Below are 17,846 nucleotides of genomic sequence, written 5' to 3'. Positions count from 1 at the left end.
CCACAAGGAATACATTTATAATCGTTTATGTGATTTTGTGAAACCATATTTCAAGGGAAAAAAGAAAATCTGCGGATTTTCTTTTTTTATCATTAAAAAAACTGCAGCATAGCGCTGCAGTTTTGGCTGTTAGGCACAAGGTTTATCAGGTGATAACTGTGCCGATGATTTCAATGTCATCATCTTCTTGTAAAATGATATCATCATAATGAGGATTGAGCGAAATCAGCCTAATCTCATGGTCTTGTTTGTAGAGTTTTTTGAGATAGGCTTCATTGTTAACAATGGCAACAATAAACTGACCGTGGTAGATCTCCTGTGTTTTCTTCACAAAGATGACTTCACCGTTGTAAAACAGAGGCTCCATACTGTTACCATTGACCTTGAGTGCAATATCGTGTTTGGGGATAGGTGCAGGATAGTTAATGGTTTCTTGTTTTTCATGACCGACCCAGATTCCGGTACCGGCTGAGACCTCGCCATAAAGCACAACAGGCTCGTAACTGTGTCCCAATGCTTGGTAGAGGTCCTTGACCTTTTTAATATTGTCTAAGCGAATCGTATCGTGATGCTTTATTTCATCAGCAATAAATTTATCAACAATCTCCTGATATTCAGTACCGCCGGTGTCATTTGGCCTTTGCTGGTCTGCCAAGCGTTTTTGAGCAGCTAATCCTGTAACTTGCCTTTGTTCAGTCAGCTGCTGCTGGCCGAAATCAAGGAGTTTTTGCTGTCTTTTACTATCGAGCTGCCGAGCAGTGTAAGTAATTTTTTCAAGCACAGAAGAGCCGGATCGTTTAGAAAATCTAGGATCGATATCAGATTTCTGCAGTCCAAAATAATCAGCAATCTTTTGAATATTCCCGGCCTTTGGCAGTGTCCGCCCCTTGACGTATTCATTGAGACTGCTTTTAGGAATATTGAGAACAGATGCTAATTGAGATTGCTTCATGCCGCTTTCTGACAGCAGGCGCTGGATATTGGAGGAGATCACTTTCATGTCTTCAAAATCTTGTGGCGTTAATTTTCCGCGTCCCATATTTCACCTTCTTTAGAAAAATGCTATTTACATAATACCGCTTTCACCTGCAAAAGTAAATAAAAAAAGGGTAAAGGCTTGACTTTCGTTTTAAAACGAATTATAATGTTGCTATTAAAAATAGTTTTCATTGGGGCCAAGTTTTGACGATATAAAATCTTCACCTTAACATTATTTCAAAATTTCAAAATCTTTGTTTCCGTCAAAACGGCTGACTGGTTTCCCTTTTTCTAAGTCAGTCCCCGCCTGAAAGTCAAGAGCGTTGATGTAACGCTGCTATTTTTGACCATGCCCCTAAAAGCGGGCTGTATGGGAATGTTGGTGAGATGAAAGGGGATGTAACAGTGGAGAAGTTGACATTGCGAGCTCTCAGAGTGAACTATAGTTTAAGTCCTAAAGAGGTGGCTGATTGTCTGGGCATTCAACAAGAAACTCTGCTGAAGTATGAAGATGATAGCTCTGATATCCCCATTCATCTGGCTAACGCTTTAGCTGATTACTACGACGTTAATTTAGATTCTGTTTTTTTAGGGCAAACATCCGATTTAAAACAGAAATTCAAAGAGAGTAAGCTTGAAAATAAGGCGAAAAATGCTGATTAGGCTATTTGTATTTTAAATTTAAGTATTCTCTCATCTTTATCAGATAAGTATAAGTAGAATTTTCAGAAAACTTTAATTTATAGTCAAAATAGTTGAAACTCCATTTTATCTTGTTATAATGGAGTTGTATTTTTAATTAGAATTAATACAATGAAGGAAGGTCTCTTATGAAATCGAAAACTGCTAGGATTACTTTGTTAAGCGGGCTTGTTTTAGCCGCATTTGCAACAACAAATGTATTGGCAGAAGATGCAGCAGCCAGCCAAACCTCTGATGCGGCTGCAAATAGCAATACTGCCGGGACAGCACCTGCAGCTTCCAGTCAGCAGGCTCAGTCACCAACGGTGACTGTCACAAAGACAGAAACAGCAGGCAATACGACAGTGACAACATCTGATGTTGCTTCTCAAGAGTTAGAAGATGCCAAAGCAGCAGCGCAAAATGCTAATTTAAATCTTACTGAAACTCCTGCTGTAGAGCAGCCTTCTGTAGCAGCAGCAGATGCTGATAACAAAGCTCAGGCTCAGAAAATTAATCAAGCAGTAGCCGATTATGACCAAGCTAAAACTCAGTATAGTCAGAACCAAAATCAATACCAGCAAAATTTGGCGGCTTATAATACACAAAAAGCTGAATACGATGCCAAAAAGCAGGCCTATGATGATTATCAGCAGCAGGTCTCTTCCGGTCAGGGTGCAGGTAGGGTTGAAAAGGCTCAGGGTCTTATTTTTGAGAACGAGCCAAAAGCTACCGTAACCATTCAAGGGGTTACTGACTATTTGGATAAAGCAGCGCGGGCTGCCCATCTGACAGATGATATTTTGGAGCAGTTCAATACGGATAAGTATTCTGATGCCGAGTTCGTCTTAAACAATCCTTATGATCCTAAAGAAGATGCTTGGTTTAAAATGGCTGTCGGTGAGACAATTGCGGTCACCTATGAAAATATTCTCAATTCAAGCTATAACAAGCAAAAGATCAGCAAGGTTGTTATCACTTATAAATTAAACAGTTCAACAAATAGCGATGGAACTGCTATCGTTGAGCTCTTCCATGATCCGACAAAGACAATCTTTATCGGTGCACAAACCTCTAATACCGGCAGAAATGATAAAATCAGTGTCACTATGCAAGTTACCTTCTTTGATGAGAATGGCAATGCGATTGACTTGAGTGATAACAGATCTATTATGAGTTTGTCATCACTCAACCACTGGACAGCGGATTATGGTGATCATGTGGAAAAGGTTGAATTAGGAAATAATGAATTCATCCAAATTCCGGGCTCATCTATAAGCCTGCACGGTAATGAAATTTACTCAATTGCTGATAATCAATATAAGAAAAATGGTGCAACCTTTGATGGTGATGGCGATGATGGCTGGGATGCAGTCAATGCAGACGGTGATCCTCGTTCCGCTGCAGCTTATTATGGCGCCGGTGCAATGACTTATAAGGGTGAGCCGTTCACCTTTACTGTCGGCGGCAATGACCAAGGAGTTCCGACAGCTATTTGGTTTGCGACTAATTCCACAGTGGCTGTTCCGGAAAATCCAGGCGAAGAGCCTAAGAAGCCCAACGAACCAAAACTTGAAAAACCAACAGTTACTTGGCATAAAAACTTTATTGTGGAAACACAAGGAGTTCCGCCAGAAGTTCCGGAAGATCCGGGAACACTGACACCGGAACCGCCAATGCCGCCTACACCTCAGACACCGCAGCCGCCAACGCCTCCAAGGGCAGAACGTCCTAATGTTATGGTATCTGTTAAACCAAGAGATTTTAGACCGGCTCGAAAAGATGAAACCCGTGTCAGAGAGCGTGAATATCAGCCAACTCTCCCTCAAACCGGAGATGATCGCCATAATAGCCTGAGTGTTATTGGTCTGGTTTCCGCAGCCTTTGCTGCAACTACCCTGTTGGCCGCTAAAAGACGCGAAGATTGATGTATGATAGAGGAAACTGAGAAACGCCTGTTTCTCTCAGACTGAAGAAAAAGTCTATTTTCTCAAAAAGTAATATTTTGTTATGAAACTTTCCTTAGGTAGCACGGACGGCAAAACCAAACGCCAAGGCTATAGCTCTTGACTAGGTTTTGCATTAGATTGCCGTTAGAAATAGTATCGATTTCTAACGGCAATCGTCATAGCGACTTCCTTCGGAATTCCATATCTAGATTTTGAGCCTAGGTCTCAAAATCTCCGAGAGGCAGAAACAGTGAGTTTCTGCCTCTTTTGCTACATCGGAAAGTATCAGGTTAGGCTTTGATCGTTTCTATATCATCTTATAAAAAATGAGAAGTGATACTATTCTATGATGAAATTTTAGAGAGAATTTAGTTTTGGAAGTTTGTCTACAACCTGAGAGAAACGCTTGTTTCTCTGTTTTTTGTACTTTGATATAGCAAAATGCAGCTATTGAGCTGTTCTTGGCACCCTTTGAGAAATCTATGGTAAGGCCTCTTCTTTTTTGTTATAATAAAGCTACTGATTAATTTTAACAAGGACAAGAAATGGATACTGAAACACTTAAAAAACGTCAGGAAAAGATTAGAAATTTTTCAATTATTGCCCATATTGACCATGGGAAATCCACGCTGGCGGATCGTATTTTAGAAAAGACAGAAACAGTCTCCAGCCGTGAGATGCAGGCCCAGCTTTTGGATAGTATGGATTTGGAACGCGAGCGCGGAATTACTATTAAACTGAACGCTATTGAGCTGAATTACACGGCTAAAGACGGTGAAACTTACATTTTTCACTTGATTGACACACCGGGGCATGTGGACTTTACCTATGAAGTTTCCAGATCTCTGGCTGCCTGTGAGGGCGCGATTTTGGTGGTAGATGCTGCACAGGGGATTGAAGCGCAGACCTTGGCGAATGTTTATCTGGCACTGGACAATGATTTGGAAATTTTGCCGGTCATCAATAAGATTGACCTGTCGGCTGCAGATCCGGAGCGTGTACGAGCTGAAATTGAAGATGTGATCGGGCTTGATGCCAGCGAAGCCGTCTTGGCATCTGCCAAGGCAGGAATTGGCATTGAAGATATTCTTGAGCAGATTGTTGAAAAAGTGCCGGCTCCTACAGGCGATGTTGAGGCACCGCTTAAAGCGCTGATCTTTGATTCTGTTTATGATGCCTACCGCGGTGTTATCCTGCAGATCCGTGTTATGGATGGCATGGTTAAGCCGGGAGATAAGATCAAGCTGATGAGTAACGGTAAAACCTTTGATGTGACAGAGGTAGGTATTTTTACTCCTAAGGCTATAGGACGTGATTTTTTGGCAACTGGCGATGTCGGTTATTTGGCAGCCTCTATCAAAACTGTGGCTGACACACGTGTTGGTGATACGGTAACGTTGGCTGACCGTCCGGCTGCTGAGCCCCTTCATGGCTACAAACAAATGAATCCTATGGTTTTTGCAGGAATTTACCCAATTGATTCCAGCAAGTATAATGATTTGCGGGAGGCCTTAGAAAAACTGCAGCTTAATGATGCCAGCCTACAGTTTGAGCCGGAAACATCTCAGGCTCTGGGCTTTGGTTTTCGCTGTGGTTTCTTAGGATTGCTGCACATGGATGTGATTCAGGAACGCTTGGAGCGGGAGTTTAACATTGATCTCATTATGACAGCGCCGTCGGTTGTTTATCACATCAACACGACTGACGGTGAAATGCTGGAAGTCTCCAACCCGTCTGAATTTCCAGATCCGACCAAGGTTGATACGATTGAAGAACCCTATGTCAAAGCCCAGATTATGGTACCGCAGGAATATGTCGGCAGTGTCATGGAATTAGCACAGCGCAAGCGCGGTGATTTTGTGACCATGGATTATATTGATAACAATAGGGTCAATGTGATTTATCAGATTCCTTTAGCTGAAATTGTTTTTGATTTCTTTGATAAATTAAAATCATCAACACGCGGCTATGCCAGCTTTGACTATGAAATTTCTGAATATCGGAAATCAAAGCTAGTAAAAATGGATATTTTACTCAACGGGGATAAGGTTGATGCCCTCAGTTTTATTGTGCACAAGGAATTTGCCTATGAACGCGGCAAGCTGATTGTTGAGAAACTAAAGAAAATTATTCCGCGCCAGCAATTCGAGGTGCCTGTACAGGCAGCGATCGGTCAAAAAATTGCGGCACGCTCAGACATCAAAGCCCTGCGCAAGAATGTTCTTGCCAAATGTTACGGCGGAGATGTCTCTCGGAAGCGCAAACTGCTTGAAAAGCAAAAGGCTGGGAAGAAACGGATGAAGTCTATCGGATCGGTTGAAGTACCGCAGGAAGCCTTCTTAAGCGTGCTGTCAATGGATGATGATGACAAGTAAGGCTGAGAAATCAAAGCTAAGTTAGACCGGTCGGTGTCGCTTGAAGCCGATTTACTGGTGAGAGGGAGAGGGTAATGTGACAGCAAAAAGGAGAGGAGGAGCCCGGTATGCCCATTAGATTAGCTCAAGAAAAGGATATTCCGGATATTGAAAAGCTGCTGCGCCAGATATTTCAGGTGCATTATCAAGTGCGGCCGGATCTTTTCAAGGAAACTAAGGCAGGAAGTAAATATTCTGAAGAAGAATTAAAAGAGCTCCTGCAAGATGATTCCAGACCGATTTTTGTTTATGCTGATGGTGAGGAGCGTGTTTTAGCCCACATGTTTTTGATACTGAAAGAAACCAAAGATTCTCCTATTTCCAAGCCTATGAAGACCCTCTTTATTGATGATTTATGTGTATCCGAAGAAGCCAGGGGACAAAAGATCGGACAGGAACTGTATGAGTTTGCTTTAAAATATGCTAAAGACAAGGGCTGCTATAATTTAACCCTCAATGTCTGGAATGACAATAAAAGAGCTTTGGCTTTTTATGAGCGTCAGGGCTTAAGGCCTCTGGAAACTAAAATGGAAAAAATTCTTTAAAAAACCTTAAAAGGTCTGTTTTTTTAAGGAAAAATTGTGTAAAATAAAGGGAAGAGTAATAGTGAAATTGGAGGGCTGATTATGCCAAGACGTCGTGCTAGCCGCAGAAAATCCAGAAGAAAGACAGTATTTAGTATCTTATTGCTGGGTCTGCTTCTTATTATTATAGGTCTGGCTGTCTATTTTGCTTCTGCCTATTTTAAAAATTCAGATAAAACAGCAGGCAGCAAAACACAGACACATGTTGTCAATCCTAAGAAAGATCCGGAAGAAAAAGAAGAGACAACAACTTCTTCGCAAGCACCGGCGCCAAGTCTTGACTTAGCAGCCATTGCAGCAGGGGACTATGCTTCTGCAGCGGGCACTTGGACCAATGAAGCAGGTGACAGCCTGAAATTAAATGCAACCGGTCTTGAAAGTGCCTCCATTCAAAAGGCAACAGATTTTACACTGACCCCTGGTCAAGCGACAAGTAACACGATTTATCAAGCGACCTTAAGTTCAGCTGATGGAACCGTCGTTTATAACCTTCTGTTTGTCAAAGGCGGAACAACCATTCCTGCTGAGTTCTTTACTGAAGGTTACAGTGATACATCAGACACTTCCCGTGACCGCCTTTACATCAGTGCAGAGACTGTGTTTGCTAATGATGATTTCAGCAAGAGTGTTCTTTATAAATCTGATAGCGAATAATGAAAAAGCAGAGCGACAGCTGTCTGTACCAGACAGCTTTGCCGCTCCGCTTTTTTAATTTGAGGAAATGTTCATTGCTTTTTGATGCTTAACTGCTTTGTTTCTAGAACCGATAAAGTGTTTAATAAACAGTAAACTGTAGCTGAGCAAAAGATAAATAAGGGCAATGCTGAGGGCGTTGATTAAGACGCTTTTGAAACCATACTTGGTCACATTGATAAAAAAGTAGGGGAAAGGACTGTCTGCAGAACCGGGGACCTCCCATTTTAAGATAAGACCGTTAAAAAGCGCTGCAGCAAAGTAGACTAAAGGAAAACTCGTCCAGACGAGCGGATCAAACCAGCGATAACCTCTTGGCCGGTCAATAATCAGGGTATCAAAGATCATTCCCAAAGGAAGAATGTAGTGAACCAGAAAATTTCGCAGCGTATAGTAATCATAGGCTCTCACCTTAGGAGCCAAAATAAAATGATAGACCATAAAAGTCATAACAATAATCATGGTAACGCCGCCCTTAAAACGCAGCAGCCGGCGGTCAATGGGCTTATGCGGAGCCATCATTTCTTTGATAATGAGGTATATCAGAAAGCTAAAGACTAAAACATTTGAGAGGGTGGTATAGTACAAAAGCATACCCCAGCCAGACTGCATGATTTGGATGGAAACACCAATAATACCGGACAGAGAAATAAGAATTCTGAAAATGAGTGTTTTTGACATGGAATACCCTTTCTATCGTGCATAAAACATTTCTTATCATACCATATTTTCATTGACCTGTAAGCAAAAACTTTGTAGAATGAAAGTAAAAAACAAGTTTTAAAGTAGGAAAATTGTGGCTAATTTTATTGATTATGTGAATGCAACTGCCGGGCAGTCTTTTGAAGACCTGCCCTTAAATGAAGTAGATATTGTTTGCTTAAATGAACTGGGCTATCTGCCCTTGGGAGAATGGCTGCAAGAGCCGTATTTAAGGAGAGAGAGCCTGCGCCTCAACGATTATTTGAACGAAGAAATGCTGGCTCATTTTAAGCATGATTTTTTAGTGACTAAAGAGCGCTTGCTGCTGCTTAAAAGCATTCTTTCCAGTCAGCGCTTTGCAGACTTGTCTCTTAGTTACTATGTCAACGAAGTCAGCCCGGAATTTGAACGTCAGTTTGCAGCCATGGTCTTAAGTCTGCCCAAGCATACGCAGCTCATTTTTCGAGGCACTGATGACAGTTTGATTGGCTGGCAGGAAGATTTTCGGATGACCTATATGCGTGAAATTCCGGCTCAGCGGATGGCCAGCCGTTATCTTTCTGATTTTTTAAAGGACTTTGAGGGGTCAATAGTGGTTTCCGGTCATTCCAAAGGCGGAAATCTGGCTGTCTATGCCAGCAGCCACCTGCTCAGTTCCTATCAGGAAAAGATCTCAGCCGTGTACATGTTTGATGCACCCGGTCTCCACCAAAGTGTGCTGTCTTCTTTTGGCTATCGCAATATCCAATCAAAAATTCTGGCAATCCGCCCTAAGGAGTCCATTGTTGGTATTATGCTTACTGCCGGTGTTGCGGTTAAAATTGTCGACAGTGTTTCTTTTGGCATCAATCAGCACAATGTCGCTAATTGGCAGGTTGATTTGCTGCTGGGTCAGTTTATCGAAGTCAGCAAAGGAACAGATTTCAGCCGTGCCTTGGAGAAAACGTTTCAAACGTGGAATGAAGAGCTGTCCAGTCAGGAGCTGAAAATCTTATTTGATACTTTCTTTAATCTCTTTATGGACAACGGTATTGACAGTCTCAATGATTTTTCAGGCTGGAATCCAGATATTCCGCAGAAATTAGGGCATGTGATGACGGATTATTTTCAAGATCTTGATGATGACAAACGCCGTCTCATGCGCAAATCGCTGACCACTTTAGTCAGTCATTTTGCAGAACATTCTTTAGAAAATACGAAAGAAAGCGTCAGCAGCCAATGGCCGAATTTCCTAAAGCGTTTCCAATTACCGTTGAAGTAAAACTATTTTCACTGCTTCAGGGAAATATTTGTTTCCCTGAAGTTTTTTCTTGCCTTGAAGTTCACTCCAAGGTGTATAATGATAGATGTCAACGGGTGAGTCTGAGCATGTCAGCACGGAGGCCCGGCTAAGTTTAAAGAAAGAAGGAATGCAGATGAAAGTAGCGACATTTATTGAACCGGGGAAAATGACTGTTACTGAGGTGCCTATGCCCGAACTGCAAAAAGATACGGATGCTATTATTAAAATTGTACGTGCCTGTGTGTGCGGGTCTGATTTGTGGTGGTTCCGCGGTATTTCCCAGCGTGAAAAAGGATCCTTTGCCGGACATGAGGCGATTGGTATTGTCCAGGAAGTTGGCGCTGCTGTGACAGACGTAAAGCTAGGTGACTTTGTCATTGTTCCCTTCACGCACGGCTGCGGGCATTGTGCAGCCTGCCGAGCCGGCTTTGACGGCAACTGCACTAACAGAGAAGCGGGTGGCAATGCGGGCTATCAAGGTCAGTATCTGCGTTATACCAATGCCAATTGGGCTTTGGTTAAAATTCCGGGTCAGCCGTCAGATTATTCTGATGAGAAGCTGAATTCCCTTTTGACTCTGGCAGATGTGATGGCCACAGGCTATCATGCGGCTAAGACAGCAGAAGTGAAAGCAGGAGACACGGTCGTTGTTATGGGAGACGGTGCTGTCGGCCTTTGCGGTGTTATCGGTGCTAAGCTGCTGGGTGCCGGACGTATTATTGCCATGAGCCGTCATGCTGACCGGCAGGCTCTGGCTGAGGAATTTGGAGCGACGGACATTGTTGCAGAGCGCGGTGATGAAGGTGTGGCGAGAGTTCTTGATTTGACTAAAGGCAATGGGGCTGATGCTGTTCTTGAATGCGTCGGAACTGAGCAATCAGTTGATACAGCCATCAAAATCTGCCGGCCGGGCGCTATTATCGGCCGGGTGGGAGTGCCGCACAATTCTGAGATTGATACCAATGCTTTGTTTTGGAAGAATATTGGTCTGCGCGGCGGTATAGCATCTGTTACCACTTATGACAAAGAAGTTCTCCTGGATGCTGTTTTAAATGATGACATTCACCCCGGCCGTGTCTTTACCAAGCGTTTCCAGCTGGATGATATTCAGTCGGCCTATGAAGCAATGGACAAGCGTGAAGCTGTCAAATCTTTGATCATTATCAACGAAGACTAGCTCTTAAGCTCTGCTATGTTTTAAAAATCAAGGAGAAGATAATGAATATCAAAAAAGTCAGTGAGCTGACAGGAGTCTCTGCGGATACCATTCGCTATTATGAGCGGATTGGATTGATTCCGCCCGTGCCGCGCCACAAGTCGGGTGTGCGGGATTTTACAGAGCATGAAATCGGCATTCTGGAATTTGTCCGCTGCTTTCGCAAGGCAGGTATGAGTGTGGAGTCGCTTATTGAGTATATTGCCTTATTGGAAAAGGGCGAAGGTACCGAAGAGGCTCGTCTGGCTCTGCTGGTAGAACAGCGTGACGAGATGGATGCTCGAATTTATGAACTGAATCAGGCTCGTGAGCGTCTGAATTATAAAATCGAAAACTATGAAAATAAAATTCAAAAGCGAGAACATGAACTGTTTGATGAAAGTGAGGAAGGCTGATGGAATATGTTACCTTATCAAATGGACTGAAAATGCCGATTCTTGGTTTTGGTGTTTACCAAGTACCTGATTTGGCTGAATGCGAGCGCGCTGTCAGCGATGCCATTGCTGTCGGTTACCGTTTAATTGACACCGCGCAGGCCTATCAAAATGAAGAAGCAGTAGGCGCGGCCATCAAGAAATCCGGTCTGGCGCGTGAGGAATTTTTCCTTACAACCAAGATTTGGATTTCCAATGCCGGCTATGAGAAGGCCAAAGCTTCTCTGGATGAATCGCTGCGCAAACTGCAGACAGATTATATTGATCTTGTATTGATTCACCAGCCCTTTAATGATTATTACGGTTCTTACAGAGCAATGGAAGAGTATTACAAGGCAGGCAAAATCAAGGCGATTGGTGTAAGCAATTTTTACCCTGACCGCTTGGTTGATTTGGCGCTTTTTGCAGAAATTCCACCCATGGTTAACCAAGTAGAAACCCATGTGTTTAACCAACAGATTGAGGCTCAGAAGGTTAATAGTGAGTATGGTGTGCAGCTGGAATCTTGGGGACCGTTTGCCGAAGGGAAAAATCATTTCTTTACTAATGAAACTTTAGTGACTATCGGTAAACAGTATGGCAAAAGTGCGGCTCAGGTTGCCCTGCGCTACCTCGTCCAGCGTGGAATTGTTGCTATTCCTAAATCAGTTCATAAGGAAAGGATGGCACAAAATTTTGATGTTTTTGATTTTACTTTATCTGACGATGACATGGATAGAATCCGTCAGTTAGATCAAAAAACCAGCCTGTTTATTGACCATCACAATCCAGAAACTGTTAAATTTTTAGCAAATTATTAGTAAAGGAGGTTATTTATTATGACAAAAAACGAAGAGGTTGCTGACGGTATTATTTTTCCCCGCGGACCTAAAAATGAAGCCTATGCTTCTGTGTTTACAGGTCAGTCTTATCTGCAGATGCTGGCTTCTGCGCCTGATGACAGTGTTCATATTGGCAATGTGACTTTTGAACCGGGCTGCCGCAATAATTGGCATGTTCATACCAATGGCTACCAAATACTTTTGGTGACAGGCGGAGAAGGTCTTTATCAAGAAGAAGGAAAGCCGGCTCGTCTTTTGCATGCAGGGGATACTGTGGTGACACAAAAGGGAGTTAAGCACTGGCATGGCGCTGCACCTGACTCTTGGTTTGTTCATGTGGCTGTAACTGCAGGCGACAGTGAATTTTTAGAACCTGTCACCGATTACGATTATGAAGAGGCTGTTAAGAAAGCTAATTAAAGTAAATAAACCATAAACAACTATGTGACAGCCAGTCTATCTGCTATTCAAAGTAAGACTTAAGGTCATTTGACTGGTTCAACCGTAGACTGCTTTGTTACTGTATTTTAGAAAGGAAGAAAGATTATGATTAAACAAACTGCCGGACGAGACCGCTTAGGAGATTTTGCACCAGAATTTGCTCATTATAACGATGATGTTCTTTTTGGTGAAAATTGGAACAATGAAGATATTGATTTAAAAACAAGGACTATTATTACGGTCGTTGCACTTATGTCATCAGGGATTACTGATTCTTCTTTGAAGTACCATTTATTAAATGCTAAAAACAATGGTGTCAGCAAAGAAGAAATTGCCGCTATCATTACACACGTTGCATTCTATGTAGGCTGGCCAAAAGGCTGGGCAGTTTTCAATCTGGCCAAAGAAATTTGGACGGACTAAGATCAATTTTACTGCTGACTTAAGAAAGAGGCTGAGACAGCCCTCCGAGATTGTTTAGACGGGATACTTACACTTAGTCAGAAGGAGATTCACCAATTAATTCTGGCTAACCAAAAAATCAATTAGGCTTTTCAAAAGTCACTTTAATAGGGGGTAAGACACTTGAAATTTATCATCTGCCTTTCTCCTTAAAAATTGAGATAAAGCCTCATGCAGTATCGCTGATGCTTGCAAGTATTTAATTTATCAGCCTAGGTGCAAAAAACACCAATCATTAGAGAGTGGGACAAAAATCGGTAAATCGTCATGAAATGGCGATTTCGATTTTGTTGTCCCACCTCCGCACAGTTTATTAGGATGGCCGCTATCCCTTGCGTAGCAAGGGATAAGGACTTCCAATAAACCACTGCGTTAAATATGTGATACTTCATAAATTGAAAGAGTTTGAGACTTTTGTCCCAAACTCTTTTATAGGTTTTGGCTCTTAAATCTGGTCAATGAAGTCCAGGTCCTTTTATCTGCTTCAAAAAAATAAGAAAAAGGCTTGACTTATAGTGAACTATAAGTGATAAAGTAATCATTGTAAATGATAGAAGTTGTGCAATCATGATTGAGGACTTGGTATCATTTTTTTGAATAGGCCTGCAATGCTTTGCACAAAGATGAGGCTTTTCTAGATATATTAGCGTCTTTATCAGCTTCTCTATTTTGCTTGGCATGGCTTTATATCACAAAAAGGAGGTCATTAACATGACAGAAAATACAGCACCAATCGTACTTGGAACATGGTCTTGGGGAACTGGCGGATTTGCCGGTGGAAATGTGGTCTTTGGCAATAGCCTTGACACCGCAGACCTCAAGGATGTTTTCAAAACAGCTATGGATGAAGGGCTAAACACCTTTGATACGGCTTTCGCCTATGCTAATGGTGAATCCGAACGTATCTTGGGTGAACTTGCTGGTCAGTACGATCGCTCAAAAGTGATCCTTTCAGACAAGTTTACCCCTGGTATGCAGGATGATACCAAGGAAAATCCTGTAGAGGACATGCTGGAAGGAAGCCTCAAACGTCTCGGCACTGATTACATTGATATTTATTGGATTCACAATTCAACAGATGTTGAACGCTGGACCCCCTTCTTGGCTGACTTGGTCAAATCAGGCCGTGTTAAGCGCATCGGGGTATCTAACCACAGTCTTGAACAAGTCAAACGTGTCCAAGACATTTTGAAACCTGCCGGTGTTCAAATCTCTGCTGTCCAAAATCACTTTAGCCTGCTTTACCGCAACTCTATTGCTGATGGTCTTCTTGACTACTGTAAAGAAAATCATATCCAATTTTTCTCATACATGGTCTTGGAACAAGGGGCTTTGTCTGGCAAATATGACAGTCAGCACCCAATGCCTGCTGACTCTAACCGTGGTAAAACCTACAATCCAATCTTCCCAGCTTTGGGTGATTTACTGGCTGAGCTGAAACGTTTGGCAGACCATTACAAGGTCAGTCCAGCTCAAATTGCGACCGCCTGGGCTATTGGACGCGGCACGACACCGATCCTTGGTGTGACAAAAGCAGAGCAAGTCGAAGATGCTGCTAAAGCTAGTCATGTGCACCTTACAGATGAAGAAATGGCTACTCTTGAAAATCTGGCGACTCAATCAGGTGTCGATACACGCGGTGGCTGGGAAGGTCAAGCCTAAGGAGGTTCTTATGTTTTTAATCACTATTACAATCAAATCAGATCAAGTTCCAGAGAATCAAGCAGAAGAGTTTTTGGCTAAGCATAGAGCTTGGTTCAACTCTCAGTTTGAAGCAGGTCACTTTAAAATCGTAGGTCCCCTGAAAGATCGCGGCATGGCAGGGATTGTCATTGCTAAAGCGGATTCCCGTCAGGAACTTGATGCTATGATTGCAAAAGACGCCTACTATCCAAACCTTGCGACTTATGATGTAGCCGAATTTAAAGCCAATCTGGTTGCAGATGACATAACAGGAGATTAAAATGACAACAAAAATTTTTCTATTCCATCCCAATTTAGCATCTTCTAGGGCTAATAAAGCGTTGGCTAAGGCTGCTCAAAGCGCTGGGATTGAGGTTCGTAATCTCTATGCCCTTTATCCTGACGGTAAGATTGATGTCAAAAAAGAACAGGCTGTGCTTACAGCTACAGACCGTATTGTCTTGCAGTTTCCGATGTACTGGTATTCCATGCCATCCTTGATGAAGGAATGGCTGGATCAGGTACTAGAATATGGTTGGGCTTACGGTTCATCTGGTGATGCCCTGCAAGGCAAGAAAGTCCTTCTTGCTGTCACGCAAGGTGCGGGTGCTGATGATTACACAGCTGACGGCCGATTTCATGTGACCACACAGGAATTGCTCAAACCAATAGAGACGATTAAGTACCATACAGGTATCGTCTTTGAAGAACCTTTTGTCCTATCTGGCGTACTCAGCCTGTCAGATGAGAAACTTGCTCAAGAGGCAGCTGATTATGCTAGCCGTTTACAAGAATCATAGTCAAAAGCTTTAAAATTTTGTATACTGAAGAGAGAATCAAACTTACATGTATGTATTGAAAGGTGATCGAATATGCCAAAAGAAGGAACTTACACCATTACTCAGGTGTCTCAGATGTATAATATTAACCCCAATACCTTGCGTTATTACGAGCGCATTGGGCTCTTACCTGAGATTCCTCGTCAGGCTAATGGCAATCGCTATTTCACAGATGATCTCAACAAGTGGCTGGAGATGGTCATTTGTCTGCGCCATTCAGGTGTTTCTATCGAGGTTTTAGTGGATTACTGCCAGCTTTTGATGCAAGGGGATAAGACGGTTGAGGCGCGTGAGGAGCTCCTTCGCGAGCAGTTAGCTATCCTTAAAACTAAACAAAAAAATCTCCAGCGCTCTATTGATCGTCTGACTCATAAAATAGGTCTGTATGAGTCGGGGGAAATTCTCAATAAAGACACCTACTATGAGGAATACGGGATCATCTTCGATGAGGACGGCAGCTGGAAGGAGCGTTTGGATGACTTTGAAAATTGATGCCTTTGCCCATGTGCTCTTGCCTGAGTTTTATAAGAAGATGCTTATGCTGGATGAGGTGTTAGCACAGAAGATGCCCTTTATCCAAAATCCAGTCTTGAGCGATATGGACAAGCGCCGTGCGACCATGCCAGCGAACACCAAGCAGATTATCAGCTATGTCAATGCCAATCCAGAAGACTACTTAGAAGTTAATGAGGCCGCTAAACTTGTGGAACAGGCTAATAAAGAGCTCTTGAAAACTGTACAAAATAATCAGGATATCTTTGCTGGCGGTGTTGCCATGGTCGCTATGAATAATATCCCAGAGGCCGTGCGTGTGGTAGAAGAATTTGTTCCTGCTCATCCTGAGATACTAGGCATTCAGCTCTTTACCCGGCATTTAGGAAAGTCTGTGGCTGATGAGGAATTTAAACCGGTCTTTGAAGCTGCGGCTAAGCACCATGTTCCCATCTGGCTTCATCCTGTTTTTGATGCCCGTAAGCCCGATAATAACATTATTTTCAGCTGGGAGTATGAGCTGACCCAAGCCATGCTTGAGATTGTTCAGGATGGCTATTTTCAGGCGATGCCAAATTTGAAAATTTTGGTCCACCACGGCGGCGCCATGGTTCCTTACTTTGCTGGTCGTATTGAACGGATTCTGCCGGAAGAGCAGGCGGCTGATTTTAAGAAGTTTTATGTGGATACCGCTCTTCTTGGCAATCCCAAAGCCCTTGAGCTCTGTGTGGATTACTATGGAGTGGACCATGTTCTCTTTGGTACAGATGCGCCGTTAGGAATCCTGCCGGCGGGTGCGACAGAGGTCATTGCCCAAGCGATTGAAACTCTTGCGCTCAGTGATGAGGAGAAGGAGCAGATTTTCACAGGCAATGCGCAAAGATTATACGGATTAGGTGATTAAGATGACAGAGATTTTTAGATTGTTTAGATTGGGACTTGATTTGTCCTATGAGACTGACTTTAATCAAATCGGCTACAATAACTTTACCCAGTCAATGGAGCTGGAGCCAGGAACTTTAGCCATGTATGGCAGTCATGTCCCCGGTGACAAGAGTCAGCAGGTTGTCCTTGAGCGCTATGCCAGTGATGAGGCCTATCAGCAACATGTTGCTTCACCGCATTTTAAAGCCTTTGCCGGTTTGGCGCAAAAGGCCATCACCAGCCGTGAGGTGGTAACACTGGTGCCTGAGATTTTTCTCCAAAAACCAACAGCATTGAGGGTTTTGAAGCCAAATGATTTTTCAGTGCGTCTGGCAACAGTGACAGTAAGTGACAGTCAGGCTTTTGCAGATATTGTCCTGCCAGAGATGAAAGCCAGCATGGACAAGGAAGCCGGTGTCCTTGTCATGTATGCAGGGACTGATGTCGACAATCCAGATACGTGGTATTTCTTTGAAGTTTATGAGGATGAGGCTGCTTATGAGGCTCATCGTGAGACTGCTCATTTTAAAGACTATATTGATCGCAGTTCCGCTTTTGTTTTAGATAAGAGTCTGCAAACCCTGACGGCCGATATGCTGGTCAATAGGGGCTAGTGTCCAAGCGTTTACTAAGTTTTAGCATATATGCCTTTTAAGCATAGCAGCTAGTCGTTATTGGTATTTGTAGATTTTCCCATGCAGAGCTATACTTATAGTGACAAAATATCTATTTAGAGAAAGAAGTGATGATTCATGGTTAAACATGAAGAAGTGAAAACAAATCCCCTATTTGCCTTTGGTGAAGAAAACCCCTATGGTGCAAGCTTTACAGGCCAATCTTATCTGGCTATGTTAGCTCAAGCACCAGATGGTTATACTAATGTTGGAAATGTGACCTTTGAGCCGGGCTGCCGCAACAATTGGCATGTCCACTTGGAGGGCTATCAAGTCCTGCTAGTGACAGGCGGGGAAGGACTTTACCAAGAAGAAGGCAAGCCTGCGCGTCACTTAAAAACCGGTGATGTCGTGGTGACTGATAAGGGCGTTCGGCACTGGCATGGTGCTACTAAAGATTCTTGGTTCAGCCATATCGCTGTCACAGCCGGCCCTGGTGAATTCTATGAACCAGTTACAGATGAAGAGTATCTGGCAGCACATAATTGAACATGCCTACACTCCTGTGGAATTAGATAAATGTCGCTCGATTCTTAATGAATCGTCACTCCATTTCCTAAATTCCTTTGGAGTGCTT

20 protein-coding genes are annotated in these 17,846 nt (G+C 43.0%); 18 read left to right on the top strand and 2 right to left on the bottom strand.

The window, feature by feature from the left end:
• Nucleotides 1-145: 145 nt before the first annotated feature.
• Nucleotides 146-1,039 (bottom strand): XRE family transcriptional regulator, encoded by an 894-nt coding sequence (locus tag G573_RS0110315; RefSeq protein ID WP_027976654.1) that lies wholly within the window; start codon nt 1,037-1,039, stop codon nt 146-148.
• Nucleotides 1,040-1,365: 326 nt separating this feature from the next.
• Between G573_RS0110315 and G573_RS0110310 the strand changes: the two genes are divergently transcribed.
• The 5 genes from G573_RS0110310 (at nt 1,366) to G573_RS0110290 (ending at nt 7,260) form a co-directional block, all read left to right on the top strand.
• Nucleotides 1,366-1,641 (top strand): helix-turn-helix transcriptional regulator, encoded by a 276-nt coding sequence (locus G573_RS0110310; RefSeq protein ID WP_027976653.1) that lies wholly within the window; start codon nt 1,366-1,368, stop codon nt 1,639-1,641.
• Nucleotides 1,642-1,808: 167 nt separating this feature from the next.
• The gene (locus G573_RS0110305; RefSeq protein WP_027976652.1) at nt 1,809-3,587 is read left to right on the top strand and encodes a GbpC/Spa domain-containing protein; all 1,779 of its coding nucleotides are present in this window, start codon (nt 1,809-1,811) and stop codon (nt 3,585-3,587) included.
• A gap of 566 nt (nt 3,588-4,153) precedes the next feature.
• Complete coding sequence (gene lepA, locus G573_RS0110300) at nt 4,154-5,983, top strand: translation elongation factor 4 (protein ID WP_027976651.1); 1,830 nt, start codon at nt 4,154-4,156, stop codon at nt 5,981-5,983.
• A gap of 107 nt (nt 5,984-6,090) precedes the next feature.
• On the top strand, nt 6,091-6,567 hold the full coding sequence (locus tag G573_RS0110295) for a GNAT family N-acetyltransferase (protein ID WP_027976650.1): 477 nt from the start codon (nt 6,091-6,093) through the stop codon (nt 6,565-6,567).
• A gap of 81 nt (nt 6,568-6,648) precedes the next feature.
• Entirely contained in the window at nt 6,649-7,260 is a 612-nt protein-coding gene (locus G573_RS0110290; protein ID WP_027976649.1) for a DUF6287 domain-containing protein, read from the top strand.
• A gap of 54 nt (nt 7,261-7,314) precedes the next feature.
• On the opposite strand, the gene G573_RS0110285 is transcribed toward G573_RS0110290, so the two are convergent.
• On the bottom strand, nt 7,315-7,980 hold the full coding sequence (locus tag G573_RS0110285) for a Pr6Pr family membrane protein (RefSeq protein WP_027976648.1): 666 nt from the start codon (nt 7,978-7,980) through the stop codon (nt 7,315-7,317).
• Between the two features lie 115 nt (nt 7,981-8,095).
• Between G573_RS0110285 and G573_RS0110280 the strand changes: the two genes are divergently transcribed.
• The 13 genes from G573_RS0110280 (at nt 8,096) to G573_RS0110220 (ending at nt 17,758) form a co-directional block, all read left to right on the top strand.
• Complete coding sequence (locus G573_RS0110280) at nt 8,096-9,262, top strand: Mbeg1-like protein (protein ID WP_027976647.1); 1,167 nt, start codon at nt 8,096-8,098, stop codon at nt 9,260-9,262.
• 154 nt (nt 9,263-9,416) lie between these two features.
• The gene (locus tag G573_RS0110275) at nt 9,417-10,460 is read left to right on the top strand and encodes a zinc-dependent alcohol dehydrogenase family protein (protein WP_027976646.1); all 1,044 of its coding nucleotides are present in this window, start codon (nt 9,417-9,419) and stop codon (nt 10,458-10,460) included.
• Nucleotides 10,461-10,501: 41 nt separating this feature from the next.
• Nucleotides 10,502-10,894: a stress response transcriptional regulator NmlR gene (nmlR, locus tag G573_RS0110270; RefSeq protein ID WP_027976645.1), complete on the top strand. Its 393-nt coding sequence runs from the start codon at nt 10,502-10,504 to the stop codon at nt 10,892-10,894.
• A complete protein-coding gene (locus tag G573_RS0110265; RefSeq protein WP_027976644.1) occupies nt 10,894-11,733 on the top strand; it encodes an aldo/keto reductase in 840 nt (279 codons plus the stop codon). Before nmlR ends, G573_RS0110265 begins: the two co-directional genes overlap by 1 nt.
• Nucleotides 11,734-11,751: 18 nt before the next feature.
• A complete protein-coding gene (locus G573_RS0110260; protein ID WP_037586965.1) occupies nt 11,752-12,174 on the top strand; it encodes a cupin domain-containing protein in 423 nt (140 codons plus the stop codon).
• Nucleotides 12,175-12,297: 123 nt separating this feature from the next.
• On the top strand, nt 12,298-12,618 hold the full coding sequence (locus tag G573_RS0110255) for a carboxymuconolactone decarboxylase family protein (protein ID WP_027976642.1): 321 nt from the start codon (nt 12,298-12,300) through the stop codon (nt 12,616-12,618).
• Nucleotides 12,619-13,368: 750 nt separating this feature from the next.
• Nucleotides 13,369-14,319 (top strand): aldo/keto reductase, encoded by a 951-nt coding sequence (locus G573_RS0110250; RefSeq protein ID WP_027976641.1) that lies wholly within the window; start codon nt 13,369-13,371, stop codon nt 14,317-14,319.
• 10 nt (nt 14,320-14,329) lie between these two features.
• Nucleotides 14,330-14,620 (top strand): YciI family protein, encoded by a 291-nt coding sequence (locus G573_RS0110245; protein WP_027976640.1) that lies wholly within the window; start codon nt 14,330-14,332, stop codon nt 14,618-14,620.
• Nucleotide 14,621: 1 nt separating this feature from the next.
• Nucleotides 14,622-15,140 (top strand): NAD(P)H-dependent oxidoreductase, encoded by a 519-nt coding sequence (locus tag G573_RS0110240; RefSeq protein ID WP_027976639.1) that lies wholly within the window; start codon nt 14,622-14,624, stop codon nt 15,138-15,140.
• Between the two features lie 72 nt (nt 15,141-15,212).
• Nucleotides 15,213-15,671 carry a MerR family transcriptional regulator gene (locus tag G573_RS0110235; protein ID WP_027976638.1) on the top strand — a complete coding sequence of 153 codons (459 nt, stop codon included), beginning with the start codon at nt 15,213-15,215 and terminating at the stop codon, nt 15,669-15,671.
• Entirely contained in the window at nt 15,655-16,575 is a 921-nt protein-coding gene (locus tag G573_RS0110230) for an amidohydrolase family protein (RefSeq protein WP_027976637.1), read from the top strand. The genes G573_RS0110235 and G573_RS0110230 overlap by 17 nt, the downstream gene beginning before the upstream one ends.
• 1 nt (nt 16,576) lies before the next feature.
• Complete coding sequence (locus G573_RS0110225; RefSeq protein WP_027976636.1) at nt 16,577-17,209, top strand: putative quinol monooxygenase; 633 nt, start codon at nt 16,577-16,579, stop codon at nt 17,207-17,209.
• 138 nt (nt 17,210-17,347) lie between these two features.
• Nucleotides 17,348-17,758, top strand: a complete 411-nt coding sequence (locus G573_RS0110220) for a cupin domain-containing protein (protein ID WP_027976635.1) — start codon at nt 17,348-17,350, stop codon at nt 17,756-17,758.
• Nucleotides 17,759-17,846: the final 88 nt, after the last annotated feature.

Origin of the sequence: Streptococcus devriesei DSM 19639, from assembly GCF_000423725.1 — a bacterium.
Taxonomy (GTDB): Bacteria; Bacillota; Bacilli; order Lactobacillales; family Streptococcaceae; genus Streptococcus; species Streptococcus devriesei.
This window is presented reverse-complemented; position numbering and strand designations above follow the sequence as displayed.

What these genes read in the sequence shown, in the direction of transcription:
- G573_RS0110315 (WP_027976654.1), bottom strand. Translation starts at nt 1,039, where the DNA reads ATGGGACGCGGAAAATTAACGCCACAAGATTTTGAAGACATGAAAGTG.
- G573_RS0110310 (WP_027976653.1), top strand. Translation starts at nt 1,366, where the DNA reads ATGAAAGGGGATGTAACAGTGGAGAAGTTGACATTGCGAGCTCTCAGA.
- G573_RS0110305 (WP_027976652.1), top strand. Translation starts at nt 1,809, where the DNA reads ATGAAATCGAAAACTGCTAGGATTACTTTGTTAAGCGGGCTTGTTTTA.
- lepA (WP_027976651.1), top strand. Translation starts at nt 4,154, where the DNA reads ATGGATACTGAAACACTTAAAAAACGTCAGGAAAAGATTAGAAATTTT.
- G573_RS0110295 (WP_027976650.1), top strand. Translation starts at nt 6,091, where the DNA reads ATGCCCATTAGATTAGCTCAAGAAAAGGATATTCCGGATATTGAAAAG.
- G573_RS0110290 (WP_027976649.1), top strand. Translation starts at nt 6,649, where the DNA reads ATGCCAAGACGTCGTGCTAGCCGCAGAAAATCCAGAAGAAAGACAGTA.
- G573_RS0110285 (WP_027976648.1), bottom strand. Translation starts at nt 7,980, where the DNA reads ATGTCAAAAACACTCATTTTCAGAATTCTTATTTCTCTGTCCGGTATT.
- G573_RS0110275 (WP_027976646.1), top strand. Translation starts at nt 9,417, where the DNA reads ATGAAAGTAGCGACATTTATTGAACCGGGGAAAATGACTGTTACTGAG.
- nmlR (WP_027976645.1), top strand. Translation starts at nt 10,502, where the DNA reads ATGAATATCAAAAAAGTCAGTGAGCTGACAGGAGTCTCTGCGGATACC.
- G573_RS0110265 (WP_027976644.1), top strand. Translation starts at nt 10,894, where the DNA reads ATGGAATATGTTACCTTATCAAATGGACTGAAAATGCCGATTCTTGGT.
- G573_RS0110260 (WP_037586965.1), top strand. Translation starts at nt 11,752, where the DNA reads ATGACAAAAAACGAAGAGGTTGCTGACGGTATTATTTTTCCCCGCGGA.
- G573_RS0110250 (WP_027976641.1), top strand. Translation starts at nt 13,369, where the DNA reads ATGACAGAAAATACAGCACCAATCGTACTTGGAACATGGTCTTGGGGA.
- G573_RS0110245 (WP_027976640.1), top strand. Translation starts at nt 14,330, where the DNA reads ATGTTTTTAATCACTATTACAATCAAATCAGATCAAGTTCCAGAGAAT.
- G573_RS0110240 (WP_027976639.1), top strand. Translation starts at nt 14,622, where the DNA reads ATGACAACAAAAATTTTTCTATTCCATCCCAATTTAGCATCTTCTAGG.
- G573_RS0110235 (WP_027976638.1), top strand. Translation starts at nt 15,213, where the DNA reads ATGCCAAAAGAAGGAACTTACACCATTACTCAGGTGTCTCAGATGTAT.
- G573_RS0110230 (WP_027976637.1), top strand. Translation starts at nt 15,655, where the DNA reads ATGACTTTGAAAATTGATGCCTTTGCCCATGTGCTCTTGCCTGAGTTT.
- G573_RS0110225 (WP_027976636.1), top strand. Translation starts at nt 16,577, where the DNA reads ATGACAGAGATTTTTAGATTGTTTAGATTGGGACTTGATTTGTCCTAT.
- G573_RS0110220 (WP_027976635.1), top strand. Translation starts at nt 17,348, where the DNA reads ATGGTTAAACATGAAGAAGTGAAAACAAATCCCCTATTTGCCTTTGGT.